The following is a 19,060-nucleotide window of genomic DNA, read 5'->3' as shown; positions in this document are numbered from 1 at the left end:
TGTTATGGACAATAGAACTGAAAAACATTCGCCTCAAAAAAGTTATCTAGAAAAAAGCTTTTTGGAAGAGTTAAATTACAAAATTTGGTCTACAAAAGGAGCTCGTTTTTTTGCAGATAAAAGATTAAAGTCGAAAGCTAAAATGTCAAATATTAGCTTAGCAATCATTTCAGCATATCTAATTATCGCAGGATTAATATCTGTTTATAACATAAATCAAGATGATCAAGTTAATATATATAACTATATTATTACAGCACTTTCTATTTTGGTTTTAGTATTTAGTCAATTTGAAAGTGCCCAAGATTATAAGTTAAATGCTAAAATTTTTCATGATTGTGGACTAGAATTGTCTGAATTATACAACGAACTAAGGATTTTTAAAACGTTAAAATTGAATGTGAGCGAATATGAAACTTATAATTTCGCTAAAAATATATCGGAAAAATATCAAAATATTTTAAATAATTATCATAATCATGCGCCTATTGATTATGATATGTTTTTGATTAATAATGTGCGATATATTAAAGAACTACTACCAGAAAAGGTAACTAAAAAGAATATTAGGAAGGTCAAAATTAATTATTACTGGGATGTGTATGGTTGGTATACAATAATGATAACAGTACCTCCAATAATAATTGGCTTTTTAATAGCTACAGGAGAATAATATTTCCCATCTTTCATATGTAAAACTTATCTTATCCCACCACCAACTTCATTGAACCCCTGTGATGCATGGTGTAGTTTTTAGAAAGGTACAGGTTGCGGGCATGTCATTTAGATGATGTAAACCGGTCTACATTGTAGCCTTACAAATCATCTACAATGACAATTTATTCGTGACGCTTGCTTAATTAGTCAGAATTTTATTTATTTGAATAATTAACTAAAAAATTATGAAAAAGCTAATCTTCCTTATTGTTGTTTCAGCCTCTTTGTTTCTTTCATGTTCAAAAGACGATGAGTCAGCTTCAAAAGACAATGAATCATCTCAGAGTTGTCGTGCGACTAACATTTCAATGAAAATTAATGGAGAATTAAAAACCTTTACCACCGGAGGGAGGGGAATAGATATTATATGGGGAACGGGACAATATGATTTATCCTTACTGTTTTACGGAAGCACACAAGGTACGCTAAGGCTGGAAATGATATATAAAGAAACAGGGAACAATGTTATAGATCTATTAAAGCTGAGCAATTTTGATGAGGCGCATACAGGTACGTATGAACTTGTTAATGATGATTTTGAAAGCAACGTCCTGGTAAACAGGTCTGAATGTTTTTATGCCACTTTTGCAGGAAAAATTAATGCAAATGGCGAGGAACTAATTATTACGGAAGGTGTTATTAGTTATGAATACGATGAGCCATTTGGTGAATAAATAACTACTCCACCACCAACTTCATCGAACCCCTGTGGTGCATGGTGTAGTTTTTAGATAGGTACAGGTTGCGGGCTTTTTCGTTGTGGTTCTCAATTTCCAGGTAAATAATTTTTATGCCCAGTTGTTTTGCCTGTTCATGTATAAAATCGAGGGTGTTGCCGCCCAGCCCAAGCCCGCGACACTCGTTGCGTATGTACAGTTCATCTAAAATAGCAATGCGCCCGGCATACTCAAAGCTAAACACAAAGGTCAGTATCACATAGCCCACAGCCTGCCCGTTGTGCAGTATAAGCCAGCCGCTGCCCAGTGCATCGTTTACAATAAACTCTTTCAGCAGGCTTTTTGTTTTTTCTATGTTAATGGGGTAGTTGTCTATGCCGTAAAACTCCTCCATCATGGTGGTAACCACCTCTATATCCTGTTGCGCTATCGGCTTAAAATGTTCCATTATTGTGCTATTTTATTCATTATAGTGTCAACCGCCCCGCGGTTCATGTGTACAAAAGTCCCTGCAATATGGCCGCACTCCGCGCGGTAGGCAGCATCATACGCCAGTTTAGTAAGGGTGTTTTCCATTTCTTCCCTGTTGTGCACCACCAGGCAGCCGCCCAGGTTTACCAACGCCACCGCCTCCGGAAAACGCTCGTGGTTAGGGCCAATAACAATGGGCACGCCAAACGCGGCGGGCTCCAGTATGTTGTGCAGCCCCGCTGAGCCAAAGCCGCCGCCCACATAGGCCGCATCTGCATAGCTGTATATCTTGCCCAGTATGCCAATGGTATCTACAATAAAAACATCATAAGCTAAAAGGTCTTTACCTTCCATTTCAGAGAACAATACTGTTTTTTTGGTAATACTGCTTTTTAGTTCGGCTATATGGCTTTCGCCTACTGTGTGAGGGGCGATAATGCATTTAATATCTTCTGACTTGTTAATGAACCCTGTAAACATTGCCTCGCCCTTAGGCCACGAGCTACCGAACACCAAAGATGTTTTTCCGTTTATGAACTGCTCTATAAAAGGCAGGCTGTTGTTGCGTTCCAGTATTTTACTCACGCGGTCGTAGCGGGTATCGCCGCTAACGGTTACATTGGTAAAGCCTATGTTGTGCAGCAGTTGCTTAGAGTTTTCGTACTGCACAAAAAAATGCCGGAATGCCTTTAGCGCCTCGCGGTAAAACCCGCCATACCATTTAAAGAATACCTGCTTTTCGCGAAACAGCCCCGAAATAAGGTAGGCTTCGGTATTGCGCTTCCTTACCGCATTCAGGTAGTTGGGCCAGAATTCATATTTAATAAAGAACACCATATCGGGGTGCGCCAGCTCCATGAATCTTTCGGCGTTGGCTTTTGTGTCCATCGGCAGGTAAACCACCACATCGGCAGCAGGGGTATTTTTACGCACTTCATATCCCGACGGCGAAAAAAAAGTGAGCAGTATTTTGTGCTGCGGATGCCTTTCGCGGATGCGCTCCATTACCGGTAACCCCTGCTCAAACTCGCCCAAAGATGCGGCATGAAACCATATAACCTTATCGTTGGGGCTAATTTTTTGCTTTAGTATCTCAAACACAGGCTTTCGCCCGTTAACGAACAGTTTTATCTTGGGGCTAAAAAGCGCAATTATTTTTAGTGCGCCCATAGCGACATAGGTAAGCAGGTTGTAAAGAAAAAGCATGGTGTATGTATTGTGCTGCTAAAATACGCACTTTAGGGCATTTTCATTGGCAGGGAGCTATTTAATTAGTAGTTTTGCGATGGCTTAAATTAGAAAAGCAAATGAAAAAATTACAAATGGTTGACCTTAAGGGTCAGTATGATAAGATAAAACAAACTGTAGATGCCTCTATACAGGAAGTGCTTGATACAACAACCTATATTAACGGGCCGGAGGTACATAAATTCCAGAAAAACCTTGAAGAATACCTCGGCGTTAAGCACGTAATACCTTGTGCAAACGGTACAGATGCTTTACAGATAGCCATGATGGGCCTTGGTCTTGAGCCGGGTGATGAGGTTATTACCGCCGATTTTACCTTTGCCGCTACAGTAGAGGTTATTGCATTGTTACAGCTTACCCCGGTACTGGTGGATGTAGAGCCTGATAGTTTTAATATTTCTGTAGAAGCCATACGCAATGCCATAACACCTAAAACCAAAGCTATAGTGCCGGTTCACCTGTTTGGTCAGGTAGCGGATATGGAAGCAATAATGGCGCTCGCAGAAGAGCATAACCTGTATGTTATAGAAGATAACGCTCAGGCAATTGGCGCTGAATATACTTTTGCAGATGGCACTAAAAAGAAAGCGGGTACTATAGGCCATGTGGCTTCTACTTCTTTCTTCCCATCTAAAAATCTGGGCTGCTATGGAGACGGCGGTGCCATTTTTACCAATGATGATGAGCTTGCGCACAAGCTACGCGGTATAGTTAATCACGGTATGTATGAGCGCTATCACCATGATGTGGTAGGGGTAAACTCAAGGCTTGACAGTGTTCAGGCTGCGGTACTAAATGCGAAGCTGCCGCATCTTGATGATTATAATAAAGCGCGCCGTGCCGCTGCCGATAAGTACAGCAAGGCATTTGCAGGCCATGCCGATATTATTACTCCGGTAATAAAGGGTGATGATGAGAGCCATGTTTTTCATCAATACACATTGAGGATACTGAATGCCGACAGGAATACACTGATGAAGCACCTGCTTGATAAAGGCATACCGTGTGCTATTTACTACCCTATACCGCTGCACAGCCAAAAGGCTTATGCCAGCAGTCGCTACAATGAAGATGATTTTACCGTAACCAACCAGCTTGTAAAAGAAGTAATATCATTACCAATGCACACCGAGCTGGATGATGAGCAGGTAGAATTTATAACCCAAACCATTTTAGATTTCCTGAGTATATAAGCACATAAACAAACAAACAATTAACATACCCATGAAAATACTTGTAACCGGTGGCCTCGGATTTATTGGCTCGCACACAGTGGTCGAACTGCAAAATGAAGGTTTTGATGTAGTGGTGATAGACGACCTCTCTAATTCATCAATTGAAGTGCTGGACGGCATAACTGCCATTACCGGCAAAAAACCCGATTTTGAACAGATTGACCTGCGCGACAAGGCTGCGGTTCAGGCATTTTTCAGTAAGTATAATGATGTGGCAAGCATTATACATTTTGCAGCATCTAAAGCCGTGGGGGAGAGTGTAGAAAATCCTCTGCTGTATTATGAGAACAATTTAGGCTCTTTAGTGTACCTTTTGCGGGGGCTGCAACAAAAAGAGAAATCACATTTTATATTCAGCTCGTCGTGCACTGTGTACGGGCAGGCCGAAAAAATGCCTATAACGGAAGATGCACCTATACAGGTTGCTATGTCGCCTTACGGCAATACCAAGCAGATAGGTGAAGAGATTATTACCGATGTTGCTAACGTGTCGAATATTAACGCTATACTATTACGCTATTTTAATCCTGTAGGGGCACATGATTCTGTAATGATTGGTGAACTGCCAAAAGGTACACCGCAAAACTTAGTGCCTTTTATTACGCAAACAGCTATAGGCCTTCGTGAGCAGCTTTCAGTTTTTGGAGATGATTATCCAACTCCGGACGGTACCTGCATTAGAGATTATATCCACGTGGTTGACCTCGCCAAAGCACACGTTACCGCTTTAAAAAGGCTCATCGATAACAAGAATGCAGATAAAGTTGAGGTGTTTAACCTGGGTACAGGCAAAGGTAACAGCGTACTTGAGGTAATAAATGCTTTTGAAAAAGTGACAGGGCAAAAGCTAAATTATAGAATTGTAGCGCGCAGGGCAGGCGATATTACCGAAGCCTATGCCGATACTGCCAAAGCTAATAATGTGCTGGGCTGGAAAGCAGGGCTAACTATGGAAGACGCCTTGGCCTCTGCATGGAAGTGGGAAAAGAAAGTTAGGGGAAAAGAATAATATGGAGCAACGCAATAATATAAGCTTAAAGGATAAAGCCTTATTTCATCTTATTACCAAAAAAAGGGCAGTAGTACTTACTGCCCTTTGGTTAATTGGCGGATTACTTTTAGTATTAGCTATGACTGATTTGTTTACCCAAAGTATATTCCAAAAAAAATATCTGTTGCTGCAATTCCTGTTTTTGCTTAATACACTTTTTATCTTTAAGATGTGGAAGGTTTATATAAGCAAAAAGAAATATTTAAATTAATTACAGGAGTTCGAGTGTCCTTTCTAAAGCCATCCCTCTTGATCCTTTAATGAGTATAGTGGCACCCTGAGGCTTTACAGTGCTGAAATACTTTGCAAAGCTGTCATAATCGGCAAAGAAGTTCATGTTGGCTTTTTCCGGGTTGTGGTTGTAAAATTCTTTTCCTACAAAGTAAAATGTAACGTTGTCAGAATGGTTTATAAGCAGATGGACTATCTTTTTATGCTCTTCCGCACTTTCATCCCCAAGCTCAAACATATCGCCTAAAACAGCTATTTTATTTGCTCTCTCAAGCTGGATAAAGTTATTAAGTGCGGCAGCCATACTGCTTGGGTTGGCATTATAGGCATCAAGGATAATGCTGTTGCTGCCCCTCTGTACCAGTTGCGACCTGTTATTATTGGGAGTATAATCTTCAAGCGCGGCTTTAATTTTCGCATCACTTACCTTAAAATAATTACCAATAGCAATTGCTGCACAAATGTTAGGGATATTATATGAGCCTATAAGATTTGTTTTTATCTCATTACCATTATAAGTTATGCTAACCATTGGATTTGCTTCTGTTTTCTCGATACGCAGGTCGCTGTTATAATTATCAACAGCAAAGGTAAATCGCGGTATATCTTCTGTTTTTTCTTTTTGTATTGGATCATCCAGGTTTACGAAAACCGTTTTTATATTTTCTTTTAAGTACGTATAAAGTTCGCTTTTTCCTTTTATAACGCCCTCATAACCGCCAAATCCTTCAAGGTGTGCCTTTCCAAAATTGGTTATGTACCCAAAGTTAGGTTCGGCGATGCTGCACAAAAATTCAATTTCCTTTTGATGGTTAGCCCCCATCTCTACAATTCCTATCTCGGTCTCGTCGGTAAACGATAAAAGCGTGAGCGGTACCCCGATATGGTTATTTAGGTTTCCTGCTGTAGCCTTTGTAGTATATTTAGAGCTTAGCACAGCGTTTATAAGCTCTTTAGTGGTGGTCTTGCCGTTGCTTCCGGTTAATGCTATTACAGGCAGCCCAAGCTGCTTCCTGTGGTGGTTAGCCAGTTGCTGCAGGGCAGTAAGGCTGTCATTAACCAGCAGCATATTATCGGCAGTTTTATATTCAGCTTCGTCTATCACGGCAAACTTTGCCCCTTTTGCAAGCGCTTCCTGCGCAAAAGTATTGGCATTAAAGTTATCGCCTTTCAACGCAAAAAATAATGAGCCGGGTATTATGTTCCTGGTATCGGTTGATACAGAACCACATTGTAAAAAGTATTGATAAAGGCTGGATGTTTCCATATATGGCAAAAAAATAAAGCCCTAAGATAGGGCTTTATTTATAATATTTAAGTTGAAATTTATTTAGTTCCTTGCAGTTTTCCTGCCGTTTTTAGGTCCTACTTTACTCATGGCACACCTGAAACCGATATAGTCGGTTGCCATATCCTGAGGGAAATACCTCCTTTGTGCAGGATCTAGCCAGTAAGCCCTGTCTCTCCATGAGCCGCCTTTGTAAACCCTTACGTTATCGTTAATAAGCGTAGTCCTTGCAGAAGACGGGTCCCATTTCTTGTACATTTCGCCAAGGCTGTCGCTTCCTACTTCGTGCTTAGGTGAATCATACATCCTTTGGTTTTCGCTAAGTCCGCCTTCATCTGTGGCACCATAGTTATAGAAACGTGAAGACTGTACATCACCATCCCTGTAATCCCTGTTATCACTCCTGGTGTAGTTTTGCCTCAAGAAAACATCTTCCTGGGTAATAGCTTCCTGTGCAATTTGCCCCGGCAGGTTACGGTACTGTATGCGTCCGTTAGCCAGTGTGTCATATTCTATTGTCTCTGCAGTAACAAGTTCTGCCCTGCCGTCATCGCCAATTTTGTTTTTCATGTAAACGTTACCCCTGTAGTAGTTAAAGTCGTTAGCTTCATCATCTACTATCGGACGGTAAACGTCAGCAACCCATTCAGCAACGTTACCTGCCATATCATAAAGGCCAAAGTCGTTAGGAGGGTATGTTTTTACAGGAGCAGTAATATCTGCATTGTCATCGCTCCATCCTGCAATTCCGCCGTAGTCACCTTTACCTTGCTTAAAGTTTGCAAGTTGGTCGCCTTTGCTCTGCCTTCTTGAGTTACGGGTGTACTGACCTTTCCATGGGTATTTTTTGTTACCCCTGTACAGGTTGTACTCGCGGTTACCAACAAGTGCAATTGCAGCATATTCCCACTCAGCTTCGGTAGGTAGCCTGTATTCAGGTAAAATTAAACCTGATGTTCTTTGTGCATAAACGCCTTTAGCTTCTTCGTCTCCTGAAAGTTTGTTGTTACGTCCTTTGTAAACAATTTCTTCATTACCGCCATAGCTCTTGCTTGGGCTTTCAAGATAAGCCTCAGTACTGAAAGTAGATTCAGCGCTTACGTCTGTAACTTTAGCATCTCTTTTAATATAACCTTCCTGCTCAAGTAAAGCCTCGTTAACACGGTCTGTCCTCCATTTACTGAATTCAACAGCCTGTATCCAGTTAACACCAACTACCGGGTAGTTGCCATAAGCAGGGTGCCTAAGGTAGTTGTTGGTCATGGTTTCATTATAACCAAGTGCACTCCTCCATACAAGGGTATCAGGCAGTGCGCCAACATAAATATTTTTATAGTTCTCTTCGCTTGGCGGGTAAACCCTCTTTAGCCAGTCAAGGTACTCCATGTACATAACATTCGTTACCTCGGTTTCATCCATGTAGAAAGATTGTACGTGCTGCTGCGTAGGGGTGTTGTTCCAGTCGTGCATAACGTCATCGGCAACCCTACCCATAGTAAAAGTTCCTCCTTCTACTTCCACAAGTCCGGGCCCAGGCTCTTGCTGCTTGTAGCGCGAGTTGTGTTGAAATCCGCCTTTCTTGTCATTAATTCTCCATCCCGTAGCGGTAGAGGTATTAGAGCCTCCCGATTTCTTGCTACAAGCGGTAAAACCAAAAGTTATGGCCAGTGCCACAACCAGTTTTAAAGCAGTCATCTTGTTAATTCTCATCTTTCTCTAGGTAATAAATTTCGTGGCGCAATATAATAATTAACCATTAAACCGCAACACGATTTTAAAATTTTTAATAAAAATCCAAATTTATGTTAAATGTGTCTTTCTTAAACGGCTATTTTAAAGTAATATTGCATCGGTACAGGCAAAAAAATATTTTAACGGCTTTGTAATATATTTTTTTTGTTTGCGTTTTGTTGTGTGATGAAATACAATATACTCCTATATATATGTACATTGATGCTGTCGGCTACAGTTTTCGGCCAGCAGTCAGGTGCTATTGAGCTTGTCTGGAACGAAAGCCAGAAAGTATCTTTTGCTGAAACAGATTTACAGATACCCTCGTTTCAGCAAAATTACATGGGTTTTGATTTTGTAAACAAACAGCTCCTTTTTTCGTATAAAATACCCGCGCCTTCGGTAGCCGACCCCAATTCACTTACCATTACCAATGTGGTTTATGAAAATATTAATGCCGCAGCGCTGGGAGATATAGATAAAAACAAAGTACCCCTAAAGCTGGATGCCGTTGTTAATGCTTCTAAAGCACGCAACAGCCACTATGCTGTTATTACTTTAAATCCTATTATAAAAGAAGGCAATTCCTATAAAAGAGTCAAATCTTTCAGCTATTCATTTTCATACAGGGCTTCTGCCGAAAGGCTTAAGAGCACTAACGATTTCAATACGATATCCAACTCTGTGCTAGCCGCAGGCGAGTGGTACAGGTTTTATGTAGAGAAATCGGGCGTATACCGTTTATCTAAAAGTTTTTTGCAGCAACTGGGGCTTGATGTAAATGCAGACCCGCGAAGGATAAAAATATATGGTAACGGCGGGCGCATGCTGCCTTTGCTTAACTCTGCCGATTATCCTGCCGACCTTGCCGAAAACGCTATTATGTTTGTAGGCGAGCAGGACGGGCAGTTTGATAATTCTGACTACATATTATTTTATGCCGAAGGTGTAGATAACTTTAGCCGTGAAAACGGCACGCATAATAACCTGTATGCAAATAGGTCATATTATTATGTAACTTCATACGGAGGTAACGGTAAGCGCATAAATGCTGTGCCACAGCCATCGGGCACGCCCGCAATAACTACTACACAGTTTGATGAATATGTGTACCACGAGCGCGACCTTGTAAGTATAGCGAGGTTAGGGCGCAAATGGCATGGCGAAGCTTTTGATATAGAAGATGAGCAGGAGTTTGATTTTACAGTGCCTGATATAGTGCCCGGTGAAGCTAAAATAACAGTAAGGGCGGCAGCCAACTCACTTACATCTACCTCTATGGGGGTAACAGTAAACGGGCAAACGGCAGGTACAATCAACTTTGGCGCTGTAGGCTCTCTTGCAGGGGGTGTTGACGGCACACTTATCACTAACTTTAATGCCTCTGCAGAAGATATAACTGTTGCGCTGAGCTATAATAACAATGGTGTGCCTACTTCGGATGCCTGGCTGGATTATATAGCAATAGAATGCAAGCGCAGCCTCAGGGGCGGTAACGGGCAGTTCCGTTTCAGGTATAATGAGGCAGCTAATAATATAGGGGTAATAGAATACCAGTTTACCGGTGCAGGCGATATTAATGCCATCTGGGATATAACAGATATATATAATGCCGCTCAGGTAGCAGAAAACAGCAGCAACCAGTTTGCCTTCAGGGCTAATATGGGCGAGGTTAGGGAGTATATTACCGTAACATCTTCAGGCTACCTTACCCCTTTAAGGGAGTCTAACACAAGGGTAGCCAACCAAAACCTGAAAGGTACTATTTTTAATAATGCGCAGGGGCAGTTTCAGGATGTGGAGTACCTTATTATTACTCCTGAGTTTCTCCGTAACCAGGCCGAAGAGCTTGCCGGTATCCACAGGACCAATTCGGGTATGGTAGTTAAAGTGGTAACGCTTGAAAAAATATACCAGGAGTTTGCATCAGGAAAACAGGATATAGGTGCAATCCGCAACTTTATAAAATACGTTTATAACAATGCCTCGTCAGATGATAACAAAGTAAAATATGTGAATCTTTTTGGCGACGCTTCCTTCGATTTTAAAGACAGGATACCCAATAACACGAATATTGTCCCGATTTTTCACTATTACAACGAAACAAATGCAGGTTCTTCCAATTATAGTGAAGTAAGTACTTTTGCTACAGATGAGTTTTTTGTATTGATGGATCCTGCAGAAGGAAGGATTGCCGGTGATAGTGAAGAAGCTGATATTGCAGTTGGACGGATGCTGGTAAGCAGCACTCAGCAGGCCCGTGAAATGGTAAACAAAATAGCGGAATACCTTGGGGAAGAATCATACGGAAGGTGGAGAAATGAATATACACTGGTTGCAGACGATGCAGACACCACGTCTGATGTGCCGTTTACATCAACACAGGATACAGTTGCCAACCAGCTTGACGATTTCAGGCCTTTTGTAAATGTGAGGAAAATTTATACCGACTCATTTGTGCAGCAGGTGTCTTCAGGTGGTGAACGCTACCCTGATGCCAAAGACCAGCTTATACGTTCTATTAATTACGGCACGTTGGTGGTTAACTATCTGGGGCATGGCAGCGAGAACGGTATGGCAAGCGAAAGGATGCTGGAGAGTGCCGATGCGCAGGTGCTTACCAACAGGTATAAATATCCGTTGTTTGTAACAGCAACATGCGACCTTACCAAGTTTGACAACCCATACAGGCAAACGGCGGGAGAATTTATTTACTGGAACCCACAAGGCGGCGCTATTGCCATGATAACCACCACAAGGGCTATCTTTACAATCAGCGCTTATAATTTCAATAAAGACCTTTCAGAAAGGCTTTATGCCTTTAACCTGCCTGAATATCCTACAATGGCAGAAGCTTTCAGGCTTACCAAGGTGCAGGCATCAAGCAGTACGGGTTACAGGGTTATTGCATTTGTGGGCGACCCGGCACTAAAGCTTGCAGTGCCAAAACCTAAAATTGTGCTTACCCATATAAACGATGTGTCTGTTGCCGAAAACACAGCGCCCATCAGGGCTCTTGATTATGTTGCACTAAAAGGCCAGGTAACTACCGAAGGAGGCGCGGTACTCACCAATTATAATGGTGATCTTGAAGTTACAGTTTTTGATAAAGAAGTGCAAAGGCAGACACTTAACAACGACGGCAACACACCAACTCCCTATTTATTTAGCACCTTGGGCGAAACGGTTTTCAGGGGTAGTGCCACGGTAACAAACGGCCAGTTTGAGGTTGGCTTTGTGGTACCACGCGATATCCGAATAGCGGTTGGTAACGGGCGTGTAAGCTTTTATGCCAAACGCAATAACATTTTAGAAGACCAGACAGGCCATGATAATGACATCCTTATAGGGGGCATAAACGAAAATGCCGCCGAAGACAGGACAGCGCCTTCTGTGAGGCTGTACATGAACGACGAAAGTTTTGTGAGCGGTGGTATTACGAATGATTCGCCCATGCTGCTTGCTTTTCTTGAAGATGAGCACGGTATTAATACCGCCAGCGGTATAGGCCACGATATTATAGGTATACTGGATGGCGATGAAAACAATCCGTTCCTGATGAACGATTATTATGAAGCCGACCCTGATACCTATAAAAGGGGAACAGTGCGTTTTCCGTTTGCCAATCTTGAAAAAGGATTACATACACTAACCTTTAAAGCATGGGATGTGTATAATAACCTTGTTACTGCCGATATCCAGTTTGTGGTTTCGGGAGATGATGCCCTTACAATAGATAAGGTGCTTAATTACCCTAACCCATTTGTAAGCTATACTGAATTCTGGTTTAACCATAACAGGCCTTTTGAGCCGCTTGATGTGCAGGTGCAGATATTTACGGTATCGGGCAAGGTGGTAAAAACAATTAACCAGTCGGTAATAACCGATGGCTTTTTAAGCCGTGATATCAGGTGGGACGGGCGAGACGACTTTGGCGATAAAATAGGCAAAGGCGTATATGTATATAAGCTAACTGTAAGATCTACCGTAACTAATAAAACAGCATACCGTTATGAAAAACTTGTATTGCTGTAAAAAACACTATATTTGTTTCCCTTAAAATTTTAAAATCCGAAATGAAAAAAATTATCTTGTTTGCTTTGTGCCTTTTGGGAGTGCATATTGCAAAGGCGCAAAATGAAAGAGTAATTACAACAGGAGTACCGTTTTTATTAATTGCAGCCGATGCCCGTGCCGCCGGTATGGCCGACCAGGGTGTTGCAACTTCTACAGATGCTTATTCGCAGCAATGGAACCCTGCCAAATATGCCTTTGCTTTAGACGGGCAGGGAGTAGGCGTTAGCTATACTCCATACCTTACCCAGATTGCAAGCGACATATCTTTGGCACAGCTAAATTACTATAACAGGTTTAACGAGCGTAGTGCCTTTGCAGGTAGCCTTCGTTACTTTGGCCTTGGTGAGATAGAATTAAGGCAAAATCCTGAAGACCCTGCGCTGGTAAGGTCTCCTAACGAACTGGCTTTAGATCTTTCTTATTCACTAAAGCTAAGCGAGCGTTTTTCTATGGCGGTTGCCGGGCGCTTTATAAGTTCTAACCTTAGGATACCTGAAACGTCTGATGGTGGTGATGCACGTGCTGCTACATCATTCGCGTTTGACGTTGCCGGTTTCTACCAGTCGGAAGAAGTGGCGTATTCAGACTTTAACGGGCGTTGGAGAGCTGGTTTTAACTTCCAGAACATGGGGCCTAAAATCAATTATAATAACGATGAGGATACCAACAGCAGCAATTCTAACTTCCTGCCTGCCAACATGAGGCTTGGTGCAGGTTTCGACTTTATTTTTGACGAATATAACAAAGTAGGCGTTAGCGTAGAGATAGCAAAGCTACTGGTGCCAACACCTCCTGCAATTACAGAGCCTAATTATATAGACTTAAATAACGACGGCGAGATAAGCAACTCTGAAGTTGATGCCGCTGAAGACATTGCAGATGAGCAATATGCTTCAGATCTTAACGATTACAACAGGACAAGCTGGGTATCAGGTATATTTAAATCGTTTGGCGATGCGCCGGATGGTTTTAGTGAAGAACTTAAAGAAGTAACTTACTCGGTAGGTGCAGAATATATGTACCAGGATTCATTCGCGCTGCGCTTGGGTTATTTTAATGAAAACGAACTAAAAGGTGCGCGTAAGTTTTTCTCGCTTGGTGCGGGCTTTAAATATACGGTGGTTAAGATAGATGTGTCTTACCTGTTCTCTGCGTCTAACGTAAGGAACCCGCTTGAAAATACACTTCGTTTTTCACTTACCTTCAATTTTGGAGACAACACCTATGACGAGTGGTAGTAGATGGAGAAACTCACGATAACATCAACTTTTAATGTATATCAGTCGGTAGATGAATTGCCGGAAGATGTAAAAGATTTAATGCAGCAGGCAGTTGAGGTGAGGAAAACATCTTATGCGCCATATTCGCATTTTCATGTTGGCGCAGCCGCATTGCTGGATAACGGCAGGGTGGTACTGGGCTCAAACCAGGAAAACGCGGCATACCCATCGGGGCTTTGCGCCGAGCGTGTGGCTGTTTTTCAGGCAGGTGCTGTTTACCCTGATGCAAAAATTATTAAGATTGCCATTTCTGCCGCCGCCGAAGATAAGGTTGTAGATAGCCCTATACCGCCATGCGGTTCGTGCAGGCAATCGATTGCCGAATATGAATCGAAGCAGGAAGTACCTGTAGAAATTTATTTTATGGGCGAAACCGGAAAAGTATATCATTCGCCTTCGCTGCAAAATTTGCTGCCGTTGGTGTTTGAAAGTAAATATTTATAATCAGCTAAAAGGATTTCGTAAAGAAATCCTTTTTTATTTCCCGTACAAAGGGTTATTATAATTTAAAATACTTTATATTATTTTTTTAGTTATAAGCGGGATGTGTTATTTTTGCCTTTCGCAAATTTGTGTGAGGAAACTTTTTGCGAATGTTTATTTCCGTTTATTTTAAATCACATTAAGTAACAAATATTCAGCAATGAAAGAAGTAACTAAAGAAGTTTATCTGAAGTGGTACGAGGATATGCAGTTCTGGAGAAAGTTTGAAGACAAGCTTGCAGCACTGTACATTCAGCAAAAAGTTAGAGGTTTCCTACACTTGTACAATGGTCAGGAAGCCGTACTTGCAGGTGCGCTTCATGCTATGGATCTTTCTAAAGATAAAATGATAACCGCATACCGTAACCACGTGCAGCCAATAGGCATGGGTGTAGACCCGCGTAAGGTTATGGCAGAGCTTTTAGGGAAAGCAACAGGAACATCTAAAGGTTTGGGTGGTTCTATGCACATATTTTCTAAAGAGCATGGCTTTTATGGCGGGCATGGTATTGTTGGCGGGCAAATTCCGCTTGGTGCCGGTTTGGCCTTTGCCGATAAGTATTTTGAAACAGGTGGTGTTACCTTAACCTATTTTGGTGATGGTGCAGCACGCCAGGGTTCGCTTCACGAAGCGTTTAACATGGCTATGCTGTGGAAACTTCCTGTGGTTTTTATTGTTGAGAATAACGGTTACGCTATGGGTACATCTGTAGAGCGTACTGCTAACCACACCGATATATGGAAACTTGGCCTTGGCTATGAAATGCCATGCGGCCCTGTAGATGGTATGAACCCTGTAAAAGTTGCCGAGGCAATGCACGAGGCAATGGAGAGGGCGCGCAAAGGCGAGGGGCCAACCTTCCTTGAGATGAAGACATACCGTTACCGCGGGCACTCTATGAGTGATGCACAGCATTATCGTACTAAAGATGAGGTAGAGGAGTACAAAAAGATTGACCCTATAACCCAGGTGCTTGATATAATTAAAGAAAATAACTACGCTACAGACGAAGAAATAGATGCGATAGACCAAAGGGTAAGGGATTTGGTAGACGAATGCGAGAAATTTGCAGAAGAGTCTCCGTACCCGGACCTTAACATTATGTATGATGTTGTTTACGCACAGGAAAATTATCCGTTTTTACCACATAAACTACAATAAAAAATGGCAAAGATTATTACAATGCCGCGCCTAAGCGATACCATGACCGAAGGTACTGTAGCAACGTGGCTAAAGAAAGTTGGAGATAAAGTTACCGAAGGTGATATACTTGCCGAAATTGAAACCGATAAGGCAACAATGGAGTTTGAGGCTTTTGATGCCGGAACCCTTTTGTACATAGGAGTACAGGAAGGCGAGACTGCCGCTGTAGATTCTGTTCTTGCTATTATTGGTAAAGAAGGCGAAGATTATAAAGCGTTGCTTGAAGGAAAAGGCAGCGATGCGTCGGCAGATGATGCCGAAAAAGAAGAAAACAAAGAGGAGCCTAAAGCCGAAGAGAAAAAAGAAGCGTCTAAAGAAGAAAAGCCAGCCGCTAAAAAATCCGGTGGTTTGCCTGAGGGCGTTAAGGTTATTACCATGCCGCGCCTTAGCGATACCATGACAGAGGGTACTGTTGCCACATGGCTTAAAAAAGTGGGCGACAAAGTAAATGAAGGCGATATACTTGCAGAGATTGAGACAGACAAAGCCACTATGGAATTTGAGTCGTTCAATGCGGGTACTTTACTGTATATTGGTATTGAGGAAGGGCAGTCGGCACCTGTTGACAGTGTGCTTGCAATTATAGGCCCGGAAGGAACAGATGTTTCGGGTATTGCCGAGAATTATGATAAAGACGGCGGTGAGGCTGCTGAAAGCAGTGAAGACGAAAAAGAAACTGCACCTGCCGAAGCCACAGCAGAACAGCCTAAAGCTGAAGAAAGCGAAGAATCAGGCGATACTGCTGATAACGGACGCATTTTTGCTTCTCCGCTGGCAAGGAAACTTGCTAAAGAAAAAGGTGTTGACCTTAATAAAGTAAAAGGTACAGGCGAAAACGGAAGGATTGTACGCAAAGATATAGAAGGCTATAAAGAGGAGGCTGCACAGCCCGCAGCAGCACAGCAACAGGCTGCTCCTGCAAAAACGGCAGCAGCTCCGGTATATACCCCTGCAGGAGAATTAAGCACAGAAGAGGTTAAGAACAACCAGATGCGTAAAACCATTGCGCGCCGCCTTGCCGAATCGAAGTTTACGGCTCCGGAATACAGCCTTACCATAGAGCTTGATATGGATGCTGCCATAGCATCACGCGGCGTTATAAACTCGTTGCCTGATACTAAGGTATCTTTCAATGATATGGTTATAAAAGCCTGTGCAATGGCGCTAAGAAAACATCCGCAGATAAACACTGTATGGAAAGATGATGTTACTGTTTACAATAAGCACATAAGCATTGGTGTGGCGGTAGCAGTAGAAGACGGCCTTGTAGTACCGGTACTTAAGTTTGCCGATATGATGAGCCTGTCTCAGATAGGTGCCAATGTTAAAGACCTTGCAGGCAAAGCACGCAGTAAGAAGCTTGCCCCTGCCGATATGGAGGGCAGTACCTTTACGGTATCTAACCTGGGTATGTTCGGCATACAGGAGTTTACTTCTATCATAAACCAGCCAAACTCTGCCATACTTTCTGTAGGCGCAATAGTAGAAAAGCCTGTAGTAAAGAACGGCCAGATTGTGGTGGGCAACACCATGACCGTTACCCTAACCTGCGACCACAGGACTGTAGATGGCGCTACAGGTGCACAATTCCTGCAAACCCTTAAGCAGTATATAGAGAATCCGGTAACCATGCTGGCTTAAAAAGGCACAATATAATTTGTTACTTATATAGGTACCCGCCCTTAAGGCGGGTATTTTTATTTTTGTATTTTAGCCTTTTAAAGCAATCAGTATGCATAGAATTGTAATGTTTGCCGCATGTTTGTTTATAACTGCGACAGGATATGCCCAAAAAACAAAACAGGGGAACAACTATACGGCTACACAGGAGTCGGTTTCCAATACGCTGAAATTTCTTTCGTCAGATGAACTTGCAGGCCGCGACAGCGGTAGCGAAGGGATTGAGAAAGCAGCTGTTTTTCTTGAGGATATCATGGCTAAAAATAACCTTAAACCCTACTTTGCAACCTATCGTGATACCCTTTCTAATTTTGCGAAACCAGCTTATAATATTGTAGGATGGATTGAGGGCACAGACCCAAAACTTAAAAATGAATTTGTGGTTATAGGGGCACATTACGATCATATCGGTACAGGAAACCGCAAAGTGAAAGGCGACACTATATACAACGGCGCCGATGATAACGCAACCGGAGCAACCGCAGTAGCGGAACTGATAAATTACTTTGGAAGTGCAAAGAACAATAAGCGCAGTATTATGTTCTGCTTCTTTTCGGCTGAAGAAAAAGGTTTGTTAGGCAGTAAGCACCTTGCTGAAAAACTGCATGCTGCCGGTTTCAATATTTATACCATGCTTAATTTTGAGATGATAGGCGTTCCGCTTGGCGGTACTACCGAAGCTTATATCACCGGTATGGGGCGTAGTAACATGGCAGACAAGCTGAACGAATATGCAGGTAAAAAAATGATAGGCGCTAATGAGTTTGAAATGAAATACCAGCTTTTCAGGGCATCGGATAATTACCCGTTCTTTACCGAGTTCAACATACCGGCACACACGGTAAGCACTACAGAAATGACCACCTTCCCGTACTACCACCATCCTGATGATGAATTTGAGAATATGGATACCGCCCACATGGCAGGCTTCATCAATAAAATGATTCCGGTTGTAGAGAAAATGGTAAATGCCAAAACAAAAGAAATAGTTTTAAAAGGTTAATGAAGAATATAGTTATTACAGGTGCCAGCCGTGGCATAGGGTATAAGCTTGCACTACAGTTTGCAGATGCAGGGCATAATGTGCTTGCCTTATCAAGACAGATGCCGCAGGCACTTTTAGAGCATCAGAACATAACCTGCCTTTCTACAGACCTTTCTGATGAAAAGCAACTGGAACAGGTAGATGCATTTATAGCCGGCTCATGGCAAAAAGCAGATATTATTATCCATAATGCAGGCGCATTGCTTTTAAAGCCTTTTAAAGATATTACAGCCGAAGAATTCGAATATATATACAAAGTAAACGTGTTTGGTGTTGCGGCCTTAAACCGTGCTGTATTGCCTTATATGAGCAAAGGCGGGCACGTGGTAACGATAAGCAGTATGGGTGGTGTGCAGGGCAGCATGAAGTTTGCAGGGCTTTCTGCTTACAGCAGCAGCAAAGGAGCGGTAATAACCCTTTCTGAACTGCTTGCGGAAGAGTATAAAGAACAGGGTGTTGCTTTTAACGTACTGGCACTTGGTGCGGTAAATACAGAGATGCTTCAGGAAGCTTTCCCCGGATATGAAGCGCCGCTCTCGGCGGCAGAGATGGCCGATTATATATATGATTTTGCCCTTACAGGCAACAGGTATTATAACGGCAAGCTGTTACAGGTATCATCAAGCACACCGTAAAATAACA

At 42.4% G+C, this 19,060-nt stretch carries 15 protein-coding genes; 11 read left to right on the top strand and 4 right to left on the bottom strand.

Annotated features, from left to right (window positions below; translation table 11 throughout):
- Window positions 1–4: 4 nt before the first annotated feature.
- Both Q0K96_RS04035 and Q0K96_RS04030 read left to right on the top strand, forming a co-directional pair.
- Window positions 5–673, top strand: a complete 669-nt coding sequence (locus Q0K96_RS04035; RefSeq protein WP_297332726.1) for an SLATT domain-containing protein — start codon at window positions 5–7, stop codon at window positions 671–673.
- Between the two features lie 229 nt (window positions 674–902).
- Window positions 903–1,391, top strand: a complete 489-nt coding sequence (locus Q0K96_RS04030) for a hypothetical protein (RefSeq protein ID WP_297332725.1) — start codon at window positions 903–905, stop codon at window positions 1,389–1,391.
- Window positions 1,392–1,395: 4 nt separating this feature from the next.
- Here Q0K96_RS04030 and Q0K96_RS04025 read toward each other — a convergent pair whose 3' ends face one another.
- A complete protein-coding gene (locus tag Q0K96_RS04025; RefSeq protein ID WP_297332724.1) occupies window positions 1,396–1,842 on the bottom strand; it encodes a GNAT family N-acetyltransferase in 447 nt (148 codons plus the stop codon).
- Window positions 1,842–3,071, bottom strand: coding sequence for a glycosyltransferase N-terminal domain-containing protein (locus tag Q0K96_RS04020; RefSeq protein ID WP_297332723.1), 1,230 nt, complete (start codon window positions 3,069–3,071; stop codon window positions 1,842–1,844). Before Q0K96_RS04020 ends, Q0K96_RS04025 begins: the two co-directional genes overlap by 1 nt.
- A 101-nt stretch (window positions 3,072–3,172) precedes the next feature.
- On the opposite strand from Q0K96_RS04020, the gene Q0K96_RS04015 reads away from it, so the two are divergent.
- Both Q0K96_RS04015 and galE read left to right on the top strand, forming a co-directional pair.
- Window positions 3,173–4,306 (top strand): DegT/DnrJ/EryC1/StrS family aminotransferase, encoded by a 1,134-nt coding sequence (locus tag Q0K96_RS04015; RefSeq protein ID WP_297332722.1) that lies wholly within the window; start codon window positions 3,173–3,175, stop codon window positions 4,304–4,306.
- Between the two features lie 31 nt (window positions 4,307–4,337).
- On the top strand, window positions 4,338–5,357 hold the full coding sequence (gene galE, locus Q0K96_RS04010) for a UDP-glucose 4-epimerase GalE (RefSeq protein WP_297332721.1): 1,020 nt from the start codon (window positions 4,338–4,340) through the stop codon (window positions 5,355–5,357).
- A 253-nt stretch (window positions 5,358–5,610) separates the two neighbouring features.
- Here galE and murF read toward each other — a convergent pair whose 3' ends face one another.
- Together murF and gldJ are read right to left on the bottom strand one after the other, a co-directional pair.
- Window positions 5,611–6,897, bottom strand: coding sequence for a UDP-N-acetylmuramoyl-tripeptide--D-alanyl-D-alanine ligase (murF, locus tag Q0K96_RS04005; protein WP_297332720.1), 1,287 nt, complete (start codon window positions 6,895–6,897; stop codon window positions 5,611–5,613).
- 63 nt (window positions 6,898–6,960) lie between these two features.
- Entirely contained in the window at window positions 6,961–8,628 is a 1,668-nt protein-coding gene (gene gldJ, locus Q0K96_RS04000) for a gliding motility lipoprotein GldJ (protein ID WP_297332719.1), read from the bottom strand.
- 243 nt (window positions 8,629–8,871) lie between these two features.
- On the opposite strand from gldJ, the gene porU reads away from it, so the two are divergent.
- From porU to Q0K96_RS03965, 7 genes are all read left to right on the top strand, one after another.
- Window positions 8,872–12,684, top strand: coding sequence for a type IX secretion system sortase PorU (porU, locus tag Q0K96_RS03995; protein ID WP_297332718.1), 3,813 nt, complete (start codon window positions 8,872–8,874; stop codon window positions 12,682–12,684).
- Between the two features lie 41 nt (window positions 12,685–12,725).
- Complete coding sequence (gene porV, locus Q0K96_RS03990) at window positions 12,726–13,964, top strand: type IX secretion system outer membrane channel protein PorV (protein ID WP_297332717.1); 1,239 nt, start codon at window positions 12,726–12,728, stop codon at window positions 13,962–13,964.
- Between the two features lie 3 nt (window positions 13,965–13,967).
- The gene (locus Q0K96_RS03985; protein WP_297332716.1) at window positions 13,968–14,450 is read left to right on the top strand and encodes a cytidine deaminase; all 483 of its coding nucleotides are present in this window, start codon (window positions 13,968–13,970) and stop codon (window positions 14,448–14,450) included.
- Window positions 14,451–14,649: 199 nt separating this feature from the next.
- Window positions 14,650–15,651, top strand: a complete 1,002-nt coding sequence (gene pdhA, locus Q0K96_RS03980; protein WP_297332715.1) for a pyruvate dehydrogenase (acetyl-transferring) E1 component subunit alpha — start codon at window positions 14,650–14,652, stop codon at window positions 15,649–15,651.
- A gap of 3 nt (window positions 15,652–15,654) precedes the next feature.
- A complete protein-coding gene (locus Q0K96_RS03975) occupies window positions 15,655–17,334 on the top strand; it encodes a pyruvate dehydrogenase complex dihydrolipoamide acetyltransferase (protein ID WP_297332714.1) in 1,680 nt (559 codons plus the stop codon).
- A 91-nt stretch (window positions 17,335–17,425) separates the two neighbouring features.
- A complete protein-coding gene (locus Q0K96_RS03970; RefSeq protein ID WP_297332713.1) occupies window positions 17,426–18,376 on the top strand; it encodes a M20/M25/M40 family metallo-hydrolase in 951 nt (316 codons plus the stop codon).
- Window positions 18,376–19,053, top strand: a complete 678-nt coding sequence (locus Q0K96_RS03965; RefSeq protein ID WP_297332712.1) for an SDR family oxidoreductase — start codon at window positions 18,376–18,378, stop codon at window positions 19,051–19,053. Before Q0K96_RS03970 ends, Q0K96_RS03965 begins: the two co-directional genes overlap by 1 nt.
- Window positions 19,054–19,060: the final 7 nt, after the last annotated feature.

This window comes from Flavobacterium sp. (genome assembly GCF_024305175.1).
GTDB lineage: Bacteria > Bacteroidota > Bacteroidia > Flavobacteriales > Flavobacteriaceae > Flavobacterium.
Note: the sequence above shows the minus strand (reverse complement) of the source record. Positions and strands in the feature narration are given on the sequence as shown.

Coding starts and splice junctions, on each gene's coding strand:
- murF (WP_297332720.1), bottom strand. CDS start 6,897: ATGGAAACATCCAGCCTTTATCAATACTTTTTACAATGTGGTTCTGTA.
- porU (WP_297332718.1), top strand. CDS start 8,872: ATGCTGTCGGCTACAGTTTTCGGCCAGCAGTCAGGTGCTATTGAGCTT.
- Q0K96_RS03985 (WP_297332716.1), top strand. CDS start 13,968: ATGGAGAAACTCACGATAACATCAACTTTTAATGTATATCAGTCGGTA.
- pdhA (WP_297332715.1), top strand. CDS start 14,650: ATGAAAGAAGTAACTAAAGAAGTTTATCTGAAGTGGTACGAGGATATG.
- Q0K96_RS04035 (WP_297332726.1), top strand. CDS start 5: ATGGACAATAGAACTGAAAAACATTCGCCTCAAAAAAGTTATCTAGAA.
- Q0K96_RS04025 (WP_297332724.1), bottom strand. CDS start 1,842: ATGGAACATTTTAAGCCGATAGCGCAACAGGATATAGAGGTGGTTACC.
- Q0K96_RS03970 (WP_297332713.1), top strand. CDS start 17,426: ATGCATAGAATTGTAATGTTTGCCGCATGTTTGTTTATAACTGCGACA.
- Q0K96_RS03975 (WP_297332714.1), top strand. CDS start 15,655: ATGGCAAAGATTATTACAATGCCGCGCCTAAGCGATACCATGACCGAA.
- Q0K96_RS04020 (WP_297332723.1), bottom strand. CDS start 3,071: ATGCTTTTTCTTTACAACCTGCTTACCTATGTCGCTATGGGCGCACTA.
- Q0K96_RS03965 (WP_297332712.1), top strand. CDS start 18,376: ATGAAGAATATAGTTATTACAGGTGCCAGCCGTGGCATAGGGTATAAG.
- porV (WP_297332717.1), top strand. CDS start 12,726: ATGAAAAAAATTATCTTGTTTGCTTTGTGCCTTTTGGGAGTGCATATT.
- gldJ (WP_297332719.1), bottom strand. CDS start 8,628: ATGAGAATTAACAAGATGACTGCTTTAAAACTGGTTGTGGCACTGGCC.
- galE (WP_297332721.1), top strand. CDS start 4,338: ATGAAAATACTTGTAACCGGTGGCCTCGGATTTATTGGCTCGCACACA.
- Q0K96_RS04030 (WP_297332725.1), top strand. CDS start 903: ATGAAAAAGCTAATCTTCCTTATTGTTGTTTCAGCCTCTTTGTTTCTT.
- Q0K96_RS04015 (WP_297332722.1), top strand. CDS start 3,173: ATGAAAAAATTACAAATGGTTGACCTTAAGGGTCAGTATGATAAGATA.